Below are 16,565 nucleotides of genomic sequence, written 5' to 3'. Positions count from 1 at the left end.
GTTTTTATGAAGTTTAGTCAGTGGCTAAAGGATCTGGAGTATGAATTACTGCAGGGGAATCTGGATGTGGAAGTGGAAGATGTGGTCTATGACTCCAGAAAGGCCAGAAGGGGTACTGTCTTTGTCTGTACCGTAGGCACCAGAGTTGATTCCCATGATTTTATACCGGAAGTGGTGGAAAAAGGAGTGACTGTTCTTGTTCTGGAACGCAGGGTGAGCCTGCCGGAAGGAGTAACTGCCATTTTCGTACATAATGCCAGAGAAGCGCTGGCTGTTTTGTCTGCCGCCAGATTTGATTATCCTGCAAAACGTATGGTGACCATTGGAGTAACCGGTACAAAGGGGAAGACAACAACAACCCATATGATTAAGGCAATTTTAGAGGCGTGCGGAAAAAAAGTGGGTATGATTGGAACCACAGGGATTGTAATCGGAGAAAAAGTAACTCCGACTGCCAATACAACGCCGGAATCTTATCAGCTTCATGAAGCTTTTCACCAAATGGCGGAAGAAGGCTGTGAGTATATGGTAATGGAAGTTTCCTCCCAGGCATTTAAGATGCACCGGGTGGATGGCCTGATATTCGACTATGGTTTATTTACCAATATTTCTCCCGATCATATCGGACCGGATGAACACGAGAATTTTGAAGAGTATTTATCTTATAAGTCAAAGATATTCCAGTGCTCCAGAGTGGGCATTATGAATGGGGATGACGAACACTTTGATGAGGCCGTCAAAGATGCTTCCTGCCGCCTGTATTCCTTTTCCCTTGATAAAGCAGGAACCAGTTTTAAGGCGGAGAACATCCGCTACGTGGCCCAGTCTGATTTTGTGGGACTTGAATTTGATGTAAAAGGTGCCTATGAGCTGGCTGTCCGGGTTAACATACCCGGCAGATTTAATGTTGCCAATGCTCTGGCTGCAGTCAGTGTTTTAAGCTTTTTGGATCTTCCTAAGGAAAAGATCTGTCATGGACTGGAGCATTTAAGTGTGAACGGAAGAATGGAGATTGTTTATTCTTCTGAAAGGTGTACCGTTATTGTGGATTATGCCCATAATGCAGTCAGTATGGAAAGCCTTTTAAAAACACTGAGGGATTATAATCCCACACGTCTGGTCTGCGTATTTGGCTGCGGGGGAAACCGCTCCAAAGACCGCCGCTATTCTATGGGAGACAGTGCAGGCCGCCTGGCAGATTTTACGATTCTGACCGCCGACAATTCCCGCTTTGAAAAAACAGAAGACATTATTGCAGATATCAGAAGCAGTATCTCAAAAACAGAGGGAACCTTCATTGAGATTCCTGACAGAAGAGAAGCGATCCGCTACAGTATTTTACATGCCCGGCCCGGAGATATGATTGCTGTAATCGGCAAAGGCCACGAAGACTATCAGGAAGTGAATGGGGAACGCCACCATTTCTCAGACAGGGAAGAGATTTTAAACGTAGTAGAGAGTCCTGAATTTATAAACAGACAATAAACTAAAATTGCCATAAGAAAAAGAATGCCGGAGGCCGAAAAGGAAATGTGGCTTTCGGCATTTCCACGAAAGATGGCAGGAATGTGCGCTAAGAGCGGACATGGAACGGAGGAAACATGGTAGACATGACAGTGAAGGAAATACTTTCGGCTACAGGCGGAACACTTCTTTGCGGAAGGGAGGATACTGTTCTGGAACACATAAGCATCGATTCCAGAACCATGAAGGGGAATGATTTATTCGTGCCGATTATCGGGGAAAAGGTGGATGCGCACCGTTTTATCAATCAGGCATTTGAGCATGGAGCAGCAGCCGTTTTAACCAGTGAGCATGATTTCATGGAATCAGAAAAGCCCTGGATACGCGTGGAGGATACGAAAAAGGCACTGCAGGCAGTGGGCAGTTTTTACAGAAGCCGTTTATCCCTGCCCCTCATAGGTATAACAGGAAGCGTGGGAAAGACGACGACCAGAGAGATGGTGGCATGTGCGCTTTCTTCCCGTTATCAGGTTTATAAAACTCCTGGCAACAGCAACAGCCAGGTAGGACTTCCCATCACTCTCTGTGAAATCACGCCGGAAGATGAAATCGGCGTCATCGAACTGGGAATGAGCGAACCGGGAGAGCTTACCGTGATTGCCAGAATCGCCAGAATACATATGGCTGTCATAACCAATATCGGAGTGGCGCATATTGAACAGCTGGGATCAAGGGAAAATATATACAGAGAAAAGCTGACCATCCAGGATGGCCTTTGTGAAAACGGAATTCTCTTTTTAAACGGCGATGACGATATGCTAAAAGATACAAAAGCTAAGGAAGGCTGCACAACGATTTTTTACGGAACTGGAGAAAATTGTGATTACAGAGCCGTTGATGTACATTTGGATAATGGATTTCCTGTGTTCACGGCAGTGCATAAAGAGGAGAAAGTCCCTGTCCGGCTGTCTGTTATGGGAAGCCATAATATTTTAAATGCCATGGTATCTTTGGCAGTTGCGGCAGAAAACGGCATTCCCATGGAAGAGGCGGCAAAGTCTCTTGGAAGTTTCACCGGATTTAAAAACCGCCAGCAGATCTATGATACAGGAAGCTTCACCGTAATTGATGATACTTATAATGCCAGTCCTGTCTCCATGAAAGCGGGACTTGAAGTTTTAGGTTCCGTTACGAAGGCAAAAAGGAAGATCGCCGTACTGGCTGACATGAAGGAGCTGGGAGAACGTTCTTTGGAATTTCATTATGAAATCGGTACCTATATTGCGGCACACCCTGTTGACTGTGTGGTAACACTGGGAGAGCTGGCAGGAGAAATTGCCAGGGCGGTGAGGGAGAATGCCCCTGATATCACAGTAAGGGAATTTATGGAACAGGAACCGTTAACTGCTTATTTAAAGGAAGAATTAAAGGCAGGTGACTGTGTACTGTTTAAGGGCTCCAACAGCATGAAGCTGGGGCAGGTAGCAGAACAGTTTCACTGACCGTGTGCCTCTGGAGGAAATGAATGACAAAAAACTATGCCAGGATCATCATTGATATTTCTCATGAAAAAGTAGACAGAACCTTCGATTACCGGATTCCGGAGAATCTGCTTAAGGATATTTCCGTCGGGACCCGGGTTCTGATCCCTTTTGGCAGGGGAAATACCATGCGCAAGGGTTATGTGGTGGAAATTACGGCCCAGGCCGGTTATGATCCGGATAAGATAAAAGAAATCGGGGGAATTGTGACTGATGGGGTATCGGCGGAGTCAAGACTGATTACTCTTGCATGGTGGCTGAAAGAACAGTATGGATCCACCATGAATCAGGCACTGAAAACCGTGCTGCCGGTAAAGCAGAAAGTGAAGCCAAAAGAAAAAAAGATCATAAGAAGTCTCCTTGACCGGGAACAGTTAGGCTGTGCATTAAAAGAAGCGGAAAAAAAGAATTACAAGGCGAGAGTCAGACTTTTTACGGCACTGCTTAACAACCCGGTAATTCCATATGAGATAGCAGTAAACCAGATGAATCTTTCCGCATCGGCAGTAAAGCCGCTGATCGAAAAGGGTGAGATCTGTCTTGAGTCAGAAGAGATTTACCGCAATCCCATTCAGTTAGACGGACAGGAAGAAAGAAAACTCCGGCTCAATCAAGAGCAGCAGATGATTGTGGACTCCTTCTGCAAGGATTATTTGAAAGGAATCCGAAAGACTTATCTGATTCATGGCATTACAGGCAGCGGCAAAACAGAAGTTTATATGGACTTAATCCAGAAGGTAATTGAAGATGACAGACAGGTAATTGTTCTGATTCCTGAAATTGCGCTGACCTATCAGACCGTGATGCGCTTTTACGGCAGATTCGGAAACCGGGTTTCCATCATCAATTCCCGTTTGTCTGCAGGAGAACGTTTCGATCAGTTTGAACGTGCTAAAAATGGTGATATTGATATTATGATCGGACCAAGATCCGCATTGTTTACACCTTTTTCCAGACTGGGGCTGATTCTCATTGATGAGGAACATGAGAGCGCCTACAAAAGTGAGACAGTACCAAGATATCACGCCAGAGAAGTGGCCGGAAAAAGGGCACAGATGGAGAATGCATCTTTGGTGCTGGGCTCGGCAACTCCTTCTTTAGAAGCCTATACCAGGGCACTGAGAGGCGATTATCAGTTATTTCGTCTGACAGAAAGAGCGAAAAAAGACAGCAGTCTGGCAAATGTATCAATTGTGGATTTAAGGCAGGAATTAAAGGATGGAAATAAGTCTATATTCAGCAGAAAATTACAGGCGCTGATGGAAGAAAAGCTAAGGAAAAAAGAACAGGTCATGCTGTTTATAAACCGGAGAGGCTATGCCAATTTTGTATCCTGCCGCTCCTGCGGGGAAGCCATCCGCTGCCCCCATTGTGATGTGACACTGACGCTGCACAACAACAGCCGCCTTGTCTGTCATTATTGCGGGCATACCATTCCCATGCCGTCAAAATGTCCTTCCTGCGGTTCTCCTTATATTGCAAACTTTGGTGTGGGAACCCAGAAGATCGAACAGATGACAAAGAAGATGTTTCCCCAGGCCAGAATTCTTCGTATGGATATGGATACGACCAAAGAAAAGGGCGGACACGAAGCCATACTTTCTGCATTTTCCGAACATGAAGGAGATATTCTAATCGGGACACAGATGATTGTAAAAGGACATGATTTCCCGGATGTGACTCTGGTTGGGGTGCTGGCGGCTGATTTGTCCTTAAATACGCCGGATTACCGGTCGGGAGAGCGGACCTTTCAGCTTCTGACCCAGGCGGCCGGAAGGGCCGGCAGGGATTCCAAGCCGGGAGATGTGATCATTCAGACCTACAGTCCGGAACATTACAGCATCGTGACTGCAGCAAACCAGGATTATGAGACCTTCTACAAGCAGGAGATGGCATTTCGCAGCCTGATGAAATATCCACCTGCAAGCGGGCTTTTAACCATTCAGTTTTCGTCACGGAACGAATCCGTGCTTGGGGAAACGGCAGCTGCAGCAGGGGCATTTGCGGCAGCTTTGGGAGAACCTCAGCACGTGCAGATCATCGGTCCGGTGGAGGCTTCCGTCTACAAAATTAATGATATATATAGAAAAATTTTATACTTGAAACAAGAAAACTATGATATACTAATTAAAATCAGGGATCAAATTGATGGTTTTTCTGAAAATCATCCCGAATTGTTTGAACAAGTATTGATCCAATATGATTTTTCGTAAATGAGAGGACAAAGAGAATGGCGATTAGAAAAATTAGAACCATTGGAGATGAAATTTTAAGAAAAAAGTGTAAACCTGTGAAGGAAATTACCCCAAGAATTACCGATTTAATTAAAGACATGTTTGAAACCATGTATGAGGCCAATGGCGTGGGTCTTGCAGCTCCCCAGGTAGGAATTTTAAAACAGATTGTAGTTATTGATGTGGAAGACGGCAACCAGTATGTCCTCATCAATCCGGAAATTATAGAGACAGATGGCGAACAGAGCGGACCGGAAGGCTGTTTAAGTGTACCAGGAAAATCAGGAACAGTCACCAGACCCAATCATGTGAAAGTCAGAGCTTTTGATGCTGATATGCAGCCCTTTGAGCTGGTAGGAGAAGAACTTCTTGCCCGTGCAATCTGCCATGAATGTGATCATTTAAGCGGTGAACTGTTTGTGGATAAGGTAGAAGGGGAAATTGAGGACGTGACTCTGGAAGAAGAGGACGAGGAGGTTGAGGAATATTGATGAAAGTTATATTTATGGGCACCCCTGACTTTTCTGTTCCTGCCCTTTGCTCACTGGTAGAGGCAGGACATGAAGTTCTGGCTGTAGTGACCCAGCCGGACAAACCAAAGGGGAGAGGGAAAGAAGTTTCCGTGTCACCGGTTAAAGAAAAAGCTCTGGAATATGGAATTCCTGTTTATCAGCCTGTAAAGGCGAGAGCCCCGGAATTTGTAAAATTACTGACAGACTTAAAACCGGATGTGATGGTAGTTGCGGCTTTTGGGCAGCTTCTTCCAAAAAGCATTTTAGAGATTCCGAAATTTGGCTGTGTCAACATTCACGCATCTCTGCTTCCCAAATACCGTGGCGCATCTCCCATCCAGTATGCAGTTATAAACGGGGAAGAGGTTAGCGGTATTACTACAATGATGATGGCGGAAACTATAGATACCGGAGAGATGATTGACCAGGAAGCAGTTTCCCTGGATAAGAAAGAGACTGGCGGAAGCCTTCATGATAAGCTGGGTAAGATCGGCGGAAAGCTCATTGTAAAAACCTTAAAGAAGTTAGAAGATGGAACTGCTGTTTTACAGAAGCAGAACGATGCAGAATCCTGCTATGTGGGAATGATCAAAAAAAACATGGGTGATATTGACTGGTCTATGGATGCTGTTTCCATCGAACGGCTGATCCGTGGATTAAACCCTTGGCCAAGTGCTTACACAGACTGGGATGGCAGAGTGATTAAACTCTGGGATGCAGATGTGGCAGATCAGGAATATGAAGGAGTCTGCGGCCAGGTGGTGGAAACCAGCAAAAATCATCTGGTGGTGAAAACCGGAAAAGGCGGATTGTCCATCAAAGAACTGCAGCTGCAGGGAAAGAAACGCATGGATATCGGTGCTTTCCTCCGCGGTTACCAGATAGAGCATGGAACTGTTTTTAAACATATGTAAGGAGTACAGAACGTATTCCCGGGAAAGGAGAATCTGATTATGTATTATGGTGGTATGATGGGTTATTATTTGGACCCGACCTGGATCTTTGTAATTATTGGAGCTTTGTTATCCATGGCGGCATCAGCCAGAGTAACCAGTACTTTTAACAGATATTCCAAAGTGAGAAGTATGTCCGGAATGACAGGTGCAGAGGCAGCGAAGCGCCTTTTAAACTCCCAGGGCATTTATGATGTGCAGGTAAGACCTGTAAGCGGAAAACTGTCCGATCATTATGATCCCAGGACAAAGACCGTTAATTTATCGGATTCGGTTTATGACTCAACATCTGTAGCGGCAATCGGCGTGGCAGCCCATGAATGCGGACATGCCATGCAGGACAATACGGGATATGTACCGCTGCGGTTAAGAGGTGCCATTGTTCCGGCTGCCAATATCGGTTCCCATGCTGCGCTGCCTATTATTTTACTGGGCTTTTTTATCAGCGGTGCAGGTTCACCACTGGTAAACATCGGGTTGATTTTATTTTCACTGGCTGTTTTGTTTCAGCTGGTAACACTTCCCGTTGAGTTTAATGCTTCCAGAAGAGCAGTTGTTTTATTGGGACAGGTAGGAATTTTAGGAGATGAAGAGCTGTCTCACACAAGAAAAGTGCTTGGAGCTGCGGCTCTTACTTATGTGGCGGCACTTGCAGCAACCGTGCTTCAGCTGCTGAGACTTGTTATATTATTTGGAGGAAGAAGAGATAATGACTAAAGACACAGACAGCAGGGAGATTGTACTGGATGTTCTGATTGAAATTTTGGAACGCTCCGCATACAGTCATTTAATCCTGCGTCAGGCCTTAAATAAATACCAGTATCTGGATAAAGCAGAACGTTCCTTTATATCCAGGACTGTTGAAGGAACAGTAGAATACTTAATACAAATTGATTACGTCATTGACTTTTTCTCTTCAACGAAGGTTAAAAAAATGAAACCGGTCATCCGCAATATTCTGCGGATGTCGGTTTATCAGATTTTATATATGGACCGGGTTCCGGATTCCGCTGTATGCAATGAGGCTGTGAAACTTGCCGCCAGGCGGAAATTTGAGGGACTGAAAGGGTTTGTAAATGGTGTTTTAAGAAACATATCAAGAAATAAAGAAAGTCTTGTCTGGCCGGATGACTCCGTTCGTTATTCTATTCCTGCATGGATGGTTTCCATGTGGACCAGGGATTATGGAAAGGAAACGGCCGATGCCATTATGGCATCATTTTTAGAAAACAGTAAAACTACAATACGCTTAAACAGTTCAAAAGCTGGGAAAGAAGAGATTCTTTCCAGCCTGAAAAAACAGAATGTGCAGGTAACAGAGTCAGGCATTTCAGAAGAAATACTGATTTTAGAAAAGTATGATTATCTGGAAAGCCTGGAAGCCTTTCAAAAAGGATATATTCAGGTTCAGGATTTAAGCTCTGCCCTTGTGGGAGAGGCAGCAGATCCAAAAGAAGGAGATTTTTGCATTGATGTCTGCGGTGCTCCGGGAGGTAAGGCCATCCATCTGGCAGATAAGCTTAAAGGGACCGGTATGGTTGAGGTAAGGGATTTAACAGAGTACAAGGTCGGTCTGATACAGGAGAACATTGACCGGTGCGGCTTTGATAATATCAGGGCCAAGGTATGGGATGCACTGGTACCGGATCCTGATTCTGCCAACAAAGCGGATATCGTACTTGCAGATCTTCCCTGCTCCGGTCTTGGAATTATGGGTCGCAAGCCTGATATTAAGTACAGGATCGAACCGGAGAATTTAGATGAACTTGCTTCCCTTCAAAGGGAGATCCTTTCAGTTGTACAGACCTATGTAAAGCCGGGAGGAAAGCTTGTTTTCAGCACCTGTACCATAGATAAAAAAGAAAATGAAGAGAACATGGCATGGTTTTTAGAGAACTTCCCGTTTCAGGCGGTTGATCTGGAAGGAATGTTTAAAAACCGGTTTCAGATAGATACCATGAAACAGGGATATATGCAGCTTTTACCGGGAATTCATCCCTGTGACGGATTCTTTATCGGTGTATTACAAAAAAAGGTAGAATAGAATGGAAAGAACAGATATTAAGTCTTTAAATCTGGAAGAGCTGACGGCTTTCATAGTGTCTGCCGGAGAAAAACCATTTCGTGCAAAACAGCTGTACGAATGGATCCATCAGAAGCTGGCTGCCAGCTATGAAGAAATGACCAATCTTCCGAAATCTCTGAAAGAAACACTGGTTGGGAGGGCAGATCTTCCTACCCTTACTGTTGTAGAAGAAAAAATCTCCCAGATAGACGGAACAAGAAAGTATTTATTTGGCCTTTCCGATGGCAATGTAATTGAAAGTGTACTGATGAAATACAAGCACGGCAATTCCGTGTGCATCTCTTCTCAGGTTGGGTGCCGCATGGGCTGCCGCTTTTGCGCGTCCACACTTGACGGGCTGGAGAGGAATTTAAGCCCTGCCGAGATGCTGGATCAGATTTACCGGATTCAGAAACTTACCGGAGAACGGGTATCCAACGTCGTTGTTATGGGTTCGGGTGAGCCTCTTGATAATTATGATAATCTTGTGAAGTTTATCCGGCTTCTCACCGACGAACATGGTTTAAATATCAGTCAGAGAAACGTAACGGTTTCCACCTGCGGAATTGTGCCGGGAATTTTAAAACTGGCAGAGGAGCAACTGCAGATTACGCTGGCTCTTTCCCTTCATGCGCCGAGTGATGAAGTACGTAAAAGCCTGATGCCGGTAGCCAACCGCTATCCTCTTGCCGATGTCCTTTTGGCGTGCCATACTTATTTTGAAAAAACCGGAAGAAGGATCACCTTTGAATACAGCCTTGTGAGCGGCGTAAATGACAATTTAAAAGAGGCGTCAGCTCTGGCAGCTCTTTTAAAAGCCCAGCATGGGCATATCAATCTGATTCCTGTCAATCCAATTAAGGAACGGGATTATGTGCAGTCAGACAGGAAAGCAATTGAAGCATTTAAAAATCTCCTTGAAAAAAACGGAATTAATGTTACTATAAGAAGAGAAATGGGCAGGGATATTAACGGTGCCTGCGGACAGCTGCGGAAAAGTTTTTTAAATCAGGAGTAAAAGGAAGTGAGAATGTTACGATGAAGGCTTGTGCTATGACGGATACCGGAAGAGTCCGTTCGGCGAATCAGGACTATGTTTTTGCCTCAATTGAGCCTGTGGGCGTGCTGCCTGATCTGTTTCTCGTTGCAGACGGCATGGGAGGCCATCAGGCCGGAGATTATGCTTCCAGATTCATTGCCGAAAATCTGGTGGCTCATTTTAAGATGACAGAAGATACCAGAATTGTTAAGGTACTGAAAGACGGAATTGAAAAAGTGAATGAGCTTCTTTATCAGGAGTCCATGAAAAAACCGGAACTAAACGGTATGGGTACCACGCTGGTCACGGCTGTGATTGAAGAATCCACCATGTATGTGGCTAATGTGGGAGACAGCCGCCTTTATTTAATCCGTGACCGGTTAAAGCAGATCACAAAAGACCATTCTTATGTGGAAGAACTGGTGTCTTTGGGTCAGCTGGAGCGGGGGAGTAAGGATTACCGGGAAAAAAAGAACATTATAACCAGAGCTGTTGGGACGGAAGATAAGCTGGAGATTGATTTTTTTGAAGTCAGCCTGGAACCGGGAGATTATATCCTTTTGTGTTCTGACGGACTCAGCAATATGCTGGAAGATGCTGAAATAGAGGAAATCATATGCTCGGAACTGGAGCTGCCGGAGAAGGCAGAAAAATTAATTACAGTAGCCAATGACAATGGGGGGAAAGACAATATTGCTGTTGTTTTGATTGAACCTCAGCTTGGCAGGGAGGGAAGCTTATGATTTTGAGACCGGGGACATTTTTACAGGACAGATACGAAATACTGGAACAGATCGGTTCCGGAGGTATGTCAGATGTGTATAAGGCCCTGTGCCATAAATTAAACCGCCTGGTAGCCATAAAGGTATTAAAGGAAGAATTCAGTTCTGACAGTAATTTTGTCGGTAAGTTTAAAATGGAGGCCCAGTCAGCGGCCAGACTTTCTCATCCGAATATTGTCAATATTTATGACGTTGTGGATGAGGGTGACCTTCATTTTATTGTAATGGAATTAATTGAAGGAATTACATTAAAAAATTATATTATGAAAAAGGGCTGCCTTGATATTAAGGAAGCCATTGGAATAGCCATGCAGGTTGCCCAGGGTATTGCAGCAGCTCATGAACAGGGAATTATTCACCGCGATATCAAACCCCAGAATATTATAATTGCAAGAGACGGGAAAGTAAAGGTGGCTGATTTCGGAATAGCCAGGGCTGCTTCCTCCCAGACGATGAGTGCAACTGCTGTGGGATCGGTTCACTACATATCGCCGGAACAGGCGCGCGGAGGTTACAGCGATGTGAGAAGTGATATCTATTCACTGGGTATCACATTATATGAGATGGTTGCCGGAAGAGTGCCGTTTCAGGGAGATAATACCGTAACGGTTGCCCTGGCCCACTTAGAATCTGTGATTACGCCACCCAGCTATTTTAATGAGATGATTCCGGTCGCACTGGAAAACATCATATTGAAGAGCACAGAGAAAAAACCCGAATACAGATATGGGAGTATGTACGAAGTGATTTCTGATCTGCGCAAGGCTCTGGTCAATCCCAACGGGGATTTTGTACAGAACCATCCGCCTGTGGATGATTCCCAGACTGTAATTATTGGAAAACCGGAACTGGAACAGATCCGGTCCGGCCGCAAGCCCCAGCCTGAGCAGCCTGCAAAGCGCACCTCACAGGGGAAAGAGTATGGGCAGAAATACCAGCCTTCCCCCAAGTATGAGGAACAGCCCGGGACTGGCAGAAACAGAAGAAATAATACGGACGAGGATATCAATCCCAAGATTGAAAAGCTTCTGACTGCGGCAGGAGTAGTGACTGCCATTATTATTGTTATTATTCTGGCAATTGTATTCTCCAAAGTCGGAGGATTATTCCGTTCCGGATCCGGAAAAGAGTCGGTTTCTACTACGGCTGCCTCCACGGAAGAAACTCTCAGCGATAAAAAAGTGAAAATGCCTGACGTTTCCGGACTGGATTCTGAAACAGCAGAAAAGAAATTAAAGGAGAGCGGCGATCTGTATATGAAAATCAGTGAATATGAATATTCAGATACCGTTGACAAGGGAGATGTGATTTCTCAGGATCCAAAAGCTGATACAGTAGTTGATAAATACTCTGCTGTCTATGTAGTAATCAGCAATGGTCCGGAGAAAGCAGCCATTGACCTTAAAAAGCTGGGACTTGAATCCCTGGATACAGCGTCTGCCAAGTCCTTACTGGAAGGCAAGGGGCTGGTTGTCAATGTAGAGCAGAAGAACAGCGATACGGTAACTGCCGGTAATGTGGTAAGCTACAGCCCGGGTGAGGCAAAGGAAGGGGAAACCGTTACCCTGTATTCCAGCAGCGGTCCAACACTGGTCAATCCGGTTGTTGTGCCGAATCTGGCAGGACAGACACAGGAGGTTGCAGTAGAGATGCTTGCAGATGTGGGTCTGGTTCAGGGAACCGTAACCGAAGCCTCTTCTGAGACAGTTGCAAGAGGCAATATCATCAGTCAGTCTGCCACCCCGGGAAGCCAGGTGGAATCCGGAACTGCTGTCAATTTTGTAATCAGCACCGGAAACGGACAGGAATCCAAATATAAGTATCTTGCATCCATTGATAAATCCTTCTCCCTGCAGAATATCATTGGTCCTGGATCGGGCAGTACCCAGCTGACTTTAAAAATCCAGCTGAGACAGTCGGTGAATGGACAGGATACCGTAAGAGAACTGATGGGTCCGGTAACGTTAAAAGGAGATCAGATGCTTCCGGTTTCATTTAAAAATATTGAGGGAGCCTATAATGTAACAAGCGGATCAGTAGAAATAGTAAATGTGGATACAGGTGAGGTGGTTAATTCTTACGCGATTACCTTTGTTGCTGTTCCACAATCCTAAGGAAGCGTATATGACAGGAAAAATATTAAAAGGCATTGCTGGATTTTATTATGTCCACAGCAAGGATGGGTATCTTTACGAATGTAAGGCCAAAGGAATATTCCGAAACAGACATGTAAAACCTCTTGTAGGAGATGATGTGGAAATTTCCGTTCTGGATGAGACAGAGCGGAAAGGAAACATTGAAGAGATCCTGCCCAGAAAAAATGCTTTGGTGCGCCCTGCTGTAGCCAATGTAGATCAGGCACTGGTGGTGTTTTCCATTACCCATCCGGAACCTAATTTAAATCTGCTGGATCGTTTTCTGGTAATGATGGAATCTCAGGATGTACCCGTTAATATCTGCTTTAATAAAATTGATCTTTCAGAAGATGAAATGGTGGGAAACCTGCGCCGGATGTATGAGGCGGCCGGTTACCCTGTTTATTTCACCAGTGTTTATGAAAAACAGGGAATTGACTGTGTGAAAAAAATTCTGGCCGGAAAAACCACTGTTCTGGCCGGACCTTCCGGTGTTGGAAAATCATCGCTGACGAATCTGCTTTATCCGGAAGCGGAGATGGAAACTGCACGGATCAGTGAAAAGATCCAGAGGGGAAAACATACCACCAGGCATTCGGAGCTATTTGGAATTGGGAACCAGACATATATGATGGATACACCCGGTTTTAGCTCCATGTATTTAGAGGACATGGAGTGCGGCCGGTTAAAGGAATATTTTCCTGAATTTGAACCCTATGAGCCAGACTGTAAGTTTCTTGGGTGTGTGCACATCGGCGAGAAGATCTGCGGCATAAAAAATGCCGTTACGGAAGGAAAAATTAGCCAGAGCCGTTATGATAATTACCGGCTTCTGTATGAGGAACTGAAAGAAAAAAGGAGATACTAACATGCTTAAACTTGCCCCCTCAATCTTAGCGGCAGACTTTAAAAATCTTGGACAACAGGTGATGGATACAGCCAATGCAGGAGCTCAGTATATTCATCTTGATGTGATGGATGGAGCGTTTGTGCCCAGCATATCTTTTGGCATGCCGGTGATTGCCAGCCTTAGAAGCTGCACGGACCGTATTTTTGATGTTCATATGATGGTGGAGGAGCCGGGACGCTATATTTCAGATATCAAGGCTGCCGGTGCAGATTTAATCTGTATTCATGCGGAGGCATGCAGGCATTTGGACAGGACGGTGAATCAAATTAAAGAAGCAGGACTGAAAGCGGCGGTTGCCTTAAATCCTGCAACGCCATTGTCTGTGCTTGAATGTATTTTACCGGCGCTTGATATGGTTTTGATTATGACAGTGAACCCGGGATTCGGCGGACAGAAGTTTATTCCATACACACTGGAGAAGGTCCGCGCTCTGCGGACCATGGCAGAACGCAGGGGCCTGAATATTGATATTGAAGTTGACGGCGGTGTTACCTGCGACAATGTGAGAGAGCTGATTGAAGCAGGAGCCAATGTATTTGTAGCAGGGTCTGCTGTATTTAAAGGTGACGCAGCAGCCAATACCAGAAAATTTTTAGAAATTTTTGAGGAATATAAAGGGTGAAAGAACGAACGGGATTAATCGTTACGGGAGGAACCATTGATTTTGATTTCGCCAGAGCATTTCTGGCAAATCAAAGCTTTGATAAGATCATTGCGGTAGATGGCGGGCTTACGGCCCTGTCACAGCTGAATTTAGAGCCGGATGCGGTTGTGGGCGATTTTGATACGGTGGAGGAATCTGTTCTTTCAAAATACCGTAATTTATACGGGGATATCACATGGGACATACACAAGCCGGAAAAAGATGAGACAGATACGGAACTGGCTCTTTATACAGCCATGAATTCAGGGTGCACAGATCTTGTACTTCTGGGAGCAACCGGCGGCAGGCTTGATCACTTCATGGGGAATCTTCATCTGCTGTATTATTGCTTAAAACAGGGAGTGAATGCTTCGATCGTAGATCCGAAAAACCGTATTACCGTTTTGGAAAAGGGAAGAGGATTTGAAGCGGAGAAAATGTGGGGGACTTATATTTCATTTCTGCCGCTGACCATGGAAGTAAAGGGAATTACCCTTTCCGGATTTAAATATCCCCTTCATAAAAAAGACATCTCCATAGGGACGAGCCTATGCATCAGCAACGAACTGACGGGTGCGGACGGTTCTATTGAATTTGATTCAGGTGTACTGATTTGTGTGGAATCCCATGATTAAACTGGTATGGCTTAAAAAGTAAAAACTGGATATTTATATCACTCCACTTGCGTGCTAAGATTAAGAACAACAATAGCAGTAAGGGAGGAATCATCAATGAATCAAACAAATCAGACTATTTACAAGGTCCCGCTGACCGGACTTTTTGCCGCAATGTCTTATGTGGTTTTTACATTTCTTCAGTTTAAGATTACGCTTCCGGGAGGGGATGCCACTTCCATACACTTAGGCAATGCTGTCTGCGTGCTGGGTGCACTGCTTCTGGGCGGATTATATGGAGGGCTTGGCGGCGCCATCGGGATGACCATCGGTGATTTATTTGACCCTGTGTACATCATTTATGCCCCCAAAACATTTGTCCTGAAATTATGCATTGGCCTGATCACAGGACTGATTGCCCACAGGCTTGGAAAGATCAATGAATCCAATGACAGCAGGCATATTCTTAAATGGACCATATTGGCGGCAGCTGCAGGACTTTTATTTAATGTGATTTTTGATCCTATGGTGGGATATTTCTACAAACTTCTTATCCTTGGAAAACCGGCAGCAGAACTGGCACTGGTTTATAACGTTGCTTCCACTTCCATCAATGCGGTTACTTCGGGGATTGTATCAGTGCTGGTTTATATGCCTCTTCGGAAAGCGCTGGTGCGCTCCGGATTATTTGCCAGGATATCTTAGGAGCTTTTATGACAAGAGAAAAAAAACAGAAAAAAATTGCAGCAATTCATGACCTTTCAGGATACGGCCGCTGTTCATTAACAGTGGCTATTCCTGTTATATCTGCATTAAAAGTGCAGTGCTGTCCGGTTCCTACCTCCATATTATCCAATCATACCGGATTTCCCACCTGCTTTTTTGATGACTATACGGAAAAAATGCCTTTATACCTGGAACAGTGGAAGAAACTGAACCTGGACTTTGATGGGATTTTTACCGGTTTTTTAGGTTCTGGGGATCAGATTGAAATTGTTGCTGATATGATACGTGATTTTAAAACAGAAAAAACCATGGTTATTATAGATCCTATTATGGGTGATAATGGAAATACCTATCAGACCTATACAAAAGAGATGTGCAGCCGCATGAAAACACTGGTGGAGTCCGGTAATATTGTGACTCCCAATTTAACAGAAGCCTGTATTCTTACCGGAAGGCAGTACCGGCAGACCGGCTGGACCAGAAAAGAGCTGGCGTCCATAGCGGAGGAAATAATAAGTATGGGACCTGACTCGGCAGTAATTACCGGAGTGAAGGAAGGTTCCTTTATAACCAATGTAGTGGCTCAAAAGGGCCTTGAGGTAAAGTTCCTGAGATCTTTAAAAGCAGGAAACGACAGACCGGGCACCGGAGATGTGTTTGCCAGTATCATAGCGGCACAGGCAGTGAAAGGCGTGCCTCTTATAAAGAATGTTAAAATGGCGGCTCATTTTGTAAAGCAGAGTATTCTGGTTTCGGATGAGATGAATGTGCCCACAGAGAATGGAGTTTGTTTCGAAGAGATCCTCTCTTTGCTTATTCGTCAGTAAAAAAGGAAGAGAGATGGGGAATTTTAGGAAAAGGGCTTTTCTTTGCCCTTTTTTTGTAGTATAATCAACGGCAGATTATTATGCGCATTGGATTCGCAGAAAATATTGAGGAAAAACCAG

15 protein-coding genes are annotated in these 16,565 nt (G+C 44.8%); all 15 read left to right on the top strand.

The genetic code is table 11. The annotated features are described in order from the left end of the window. The first annotated feature begins 6 nt into the window (after window positions 1–6). The 15 genes from V7D18_RS27375 (at window position 7) to V7D18_RS27305 (ending at window position 16,445) form a co-directional block, all read left to right on the top strand. Complete coding sequence (locus V7D18_RS27375; RefSeq protein WP_426159202.1) at window positions 7–1,485, top strand: UDP-N-acetylmuramoyl-L-alanyl-D-glutamate--2,6-diaminopimelate ligase; 1,479 nt, start codon at window positions 7–9, stop codon at window positions 1,483–1,485. A 116-nt stretch (window positions 1,486–1,601) separates the two neighbouring features. Next, window positions 1,602–2,966: a UDP-N-acetylmuramoyl-tripeptide--D-alanyl-D-alanine ligase gene (locus V7D18_RS27370; RefSeq protein ID WP_426159201.1), complete on the top strand. Its 1,365-nt coding sequence runs from the start codon at window positions 1,602–1,604 to the stop codon at window positions 2,964–2,966. A 23-nt stretch (window positions 2,967–2,989) separates the two neighbouring features. Further along, a complete protein-coding gene (gene priA, locus V7D18_RS27365) occupies window positions 2,990–5,218 on the top strand; it encodes a replication restart helicase PriA (protein WP_426159199.1) in 2,229 nt (742 codons plus the stop codon). A 17-nt stretch (window positions 5,219–5,235) separates the two neighbouring features. Further along, complete coding sequence (def, locus tag V7D18_RS27360; protein WP_426159196.1) at window positions 5,236–5,730, top strand: peptide deformylase; 495 nt, start codon at window positions 5,236–5,238, stop codon at window positions 5,728–5,730. Next, window positions 5,730–6,665 (top strand): methionyl-tRNA formyltransferase, encoded by a 936-nt coding sequence (gene fmt / locus V7D18_RS27355; RefSeq protein WP_426159266.1) that lies wholly within the window; start codon window positions 5,730–5,732, stop codon window positions 6,663–6,665. The genes def and fmt overlap by 1 nt, the downstream gene beginning before the upstream one ends. Window positions 6,666–6,704: 39 nt before the next feature. Beyond that, on the top strand, window positions 6,705–7,421 hold the full coding sequence (locus V7D18_RS27350; RefSeq protein WP_426159194.1) for a zinc metallopeptidase: 717 nt from the start codon (window positions 6,705–6,707) through the stop codon (window positions 7,419–7,421). Next, complete coding sequence (gene rsmB, locus V7D18_RS27345; protein ID WP_426159192.1) at window positions 7,414–8,748, top strand: 16S rRNA (cytosine(967)-C(5))-methyltransferase RsmB; 1,335 nt, start codon at window positions 7,414–7,416, stop codon at window positions 8,746–8,748. Before V7D18_RS27350 ends, rsmB begins: the two co-directional genes overlap by 8 nt. A 1-nt stretch (window position 8,749) precedes the next feature. Then, window positions 8,750–9,787: a 23S rRNA (adenine(2503)-C(2))-methyltransferase RlmN gene (gene rlmN, locus V7D18_RS27340; RefSeq protein WP_426159190.1), complete on the top strand. Its 1,038-nt coding sequence runs from the start codon at window positions 8,750–8,752 to the stop codon at window positions 9,785–9,787. Window positions 9,788–9,807: 20 nt separating this feature from the next. Next, window positions 9,808–10,551: a Stp1/IreP family PP2C-type Ser/Thr phosphatase gene (locus tag V7D18_RS27335; RefSeq protein ID WP_426159188.1), complete on the top strand. Its 744-nt coding sequence runs from the start codon at window positions 9,808–9,810 to the stop codon at window positions 10,549–10,551. Then, window positions 10,548–12,704, top strand: a complete 2,157-nt coding sequence (pknB, locus tag V7D18_RS27330) for a Stk1 family PASTA domain-containing Ser/Thr kinase (RefSeq protein ID WP_426159186.1) — start codon at window positions 10,548–10,550, stop codon at window positions 12,702–12,704. Before V7D18_RS27335 ends, pknB begins: the two co-directional genes overlap by 4 nt. Before the next feature lie 10 nt (window positions 12,705–12,714). After that, window positions 12,715–13,593: a ribosome small subunit-dependent GTPase A gene (rsgA, locus tag V7D18_RS27325; RefSeq protein WP_426159185.1), complete on the top strand. Its 879-nt coding sequence runs from the start codon at window positions 12,715–12,717 to the stop codon at window positions 13,591–13,593. Between the two features lies 1 nt (window position 13,594). Beyond that, window positions 13,595–14,257: a ribulose-phosphate 3-epimerase gene (gene rpe, locus V7D18_RS27320; protein ID WP_426159183.1), complete on the top strand. Its 663-nt coding sequence runs from the start codon at window positions 13,595–13,597 to the stop codon at window positions 14,255–14,257. Then, window positions 14,254–14,913 (top strand): thiamine diphosphokinase, encoded by a 660-nt coding sequence (locus V7D18_RS27315; protein ID WP_426159182.1) that lies wholly within the window; start codon window positions 14,254–14,256, stop codon window positions 14,911–14,913. The genes rpe and V7D18_RS27315 overlap by 4 nt, the downstream gene beginning before the upstream one ends. Before the next feature lie 96 nt (window positions 14,914–15,009). Further along, the gene (locus tag V7D18_RS27310; protein ID WP_426159180.1) at window positions 15,010–15,597 is read left to right on the top strand and encodes an ECF transporter S component; all 588 of its coding nucleotides are present in this window, start codon (window positions 15,010–15,012) and stop codon (window positions 15,595–15,597) included. A gap of 8 nt (window positions 15,598–15,605) precedes the next feature. Next, window positions 15,606–16,445, top strand: coding sequence for a pyridoxamine kinase (locus V7D18_RS27305; RefSeq protein ID WP_426159178.1), 840 nt, complete (start codon window positions 15,606–15,608; stop codon window positions 16,443–16,445). Window positions 16,446–16,565: the final 120 nt, after the last annotated feature.

Origin of the sequence: Lacrimispora sp. 38-1, from assembly GCF_049890855.1 — a bacterium.
GTDB lineage: Bacteria > Bacillota > Clostridia > Lachnospirales > Lachnospiraceae > Lacrimispora.
Note: the sequence above shows the minus strand (reverse complement) of the source record. Positions and strands in the feature narration are given on the sequence as shown.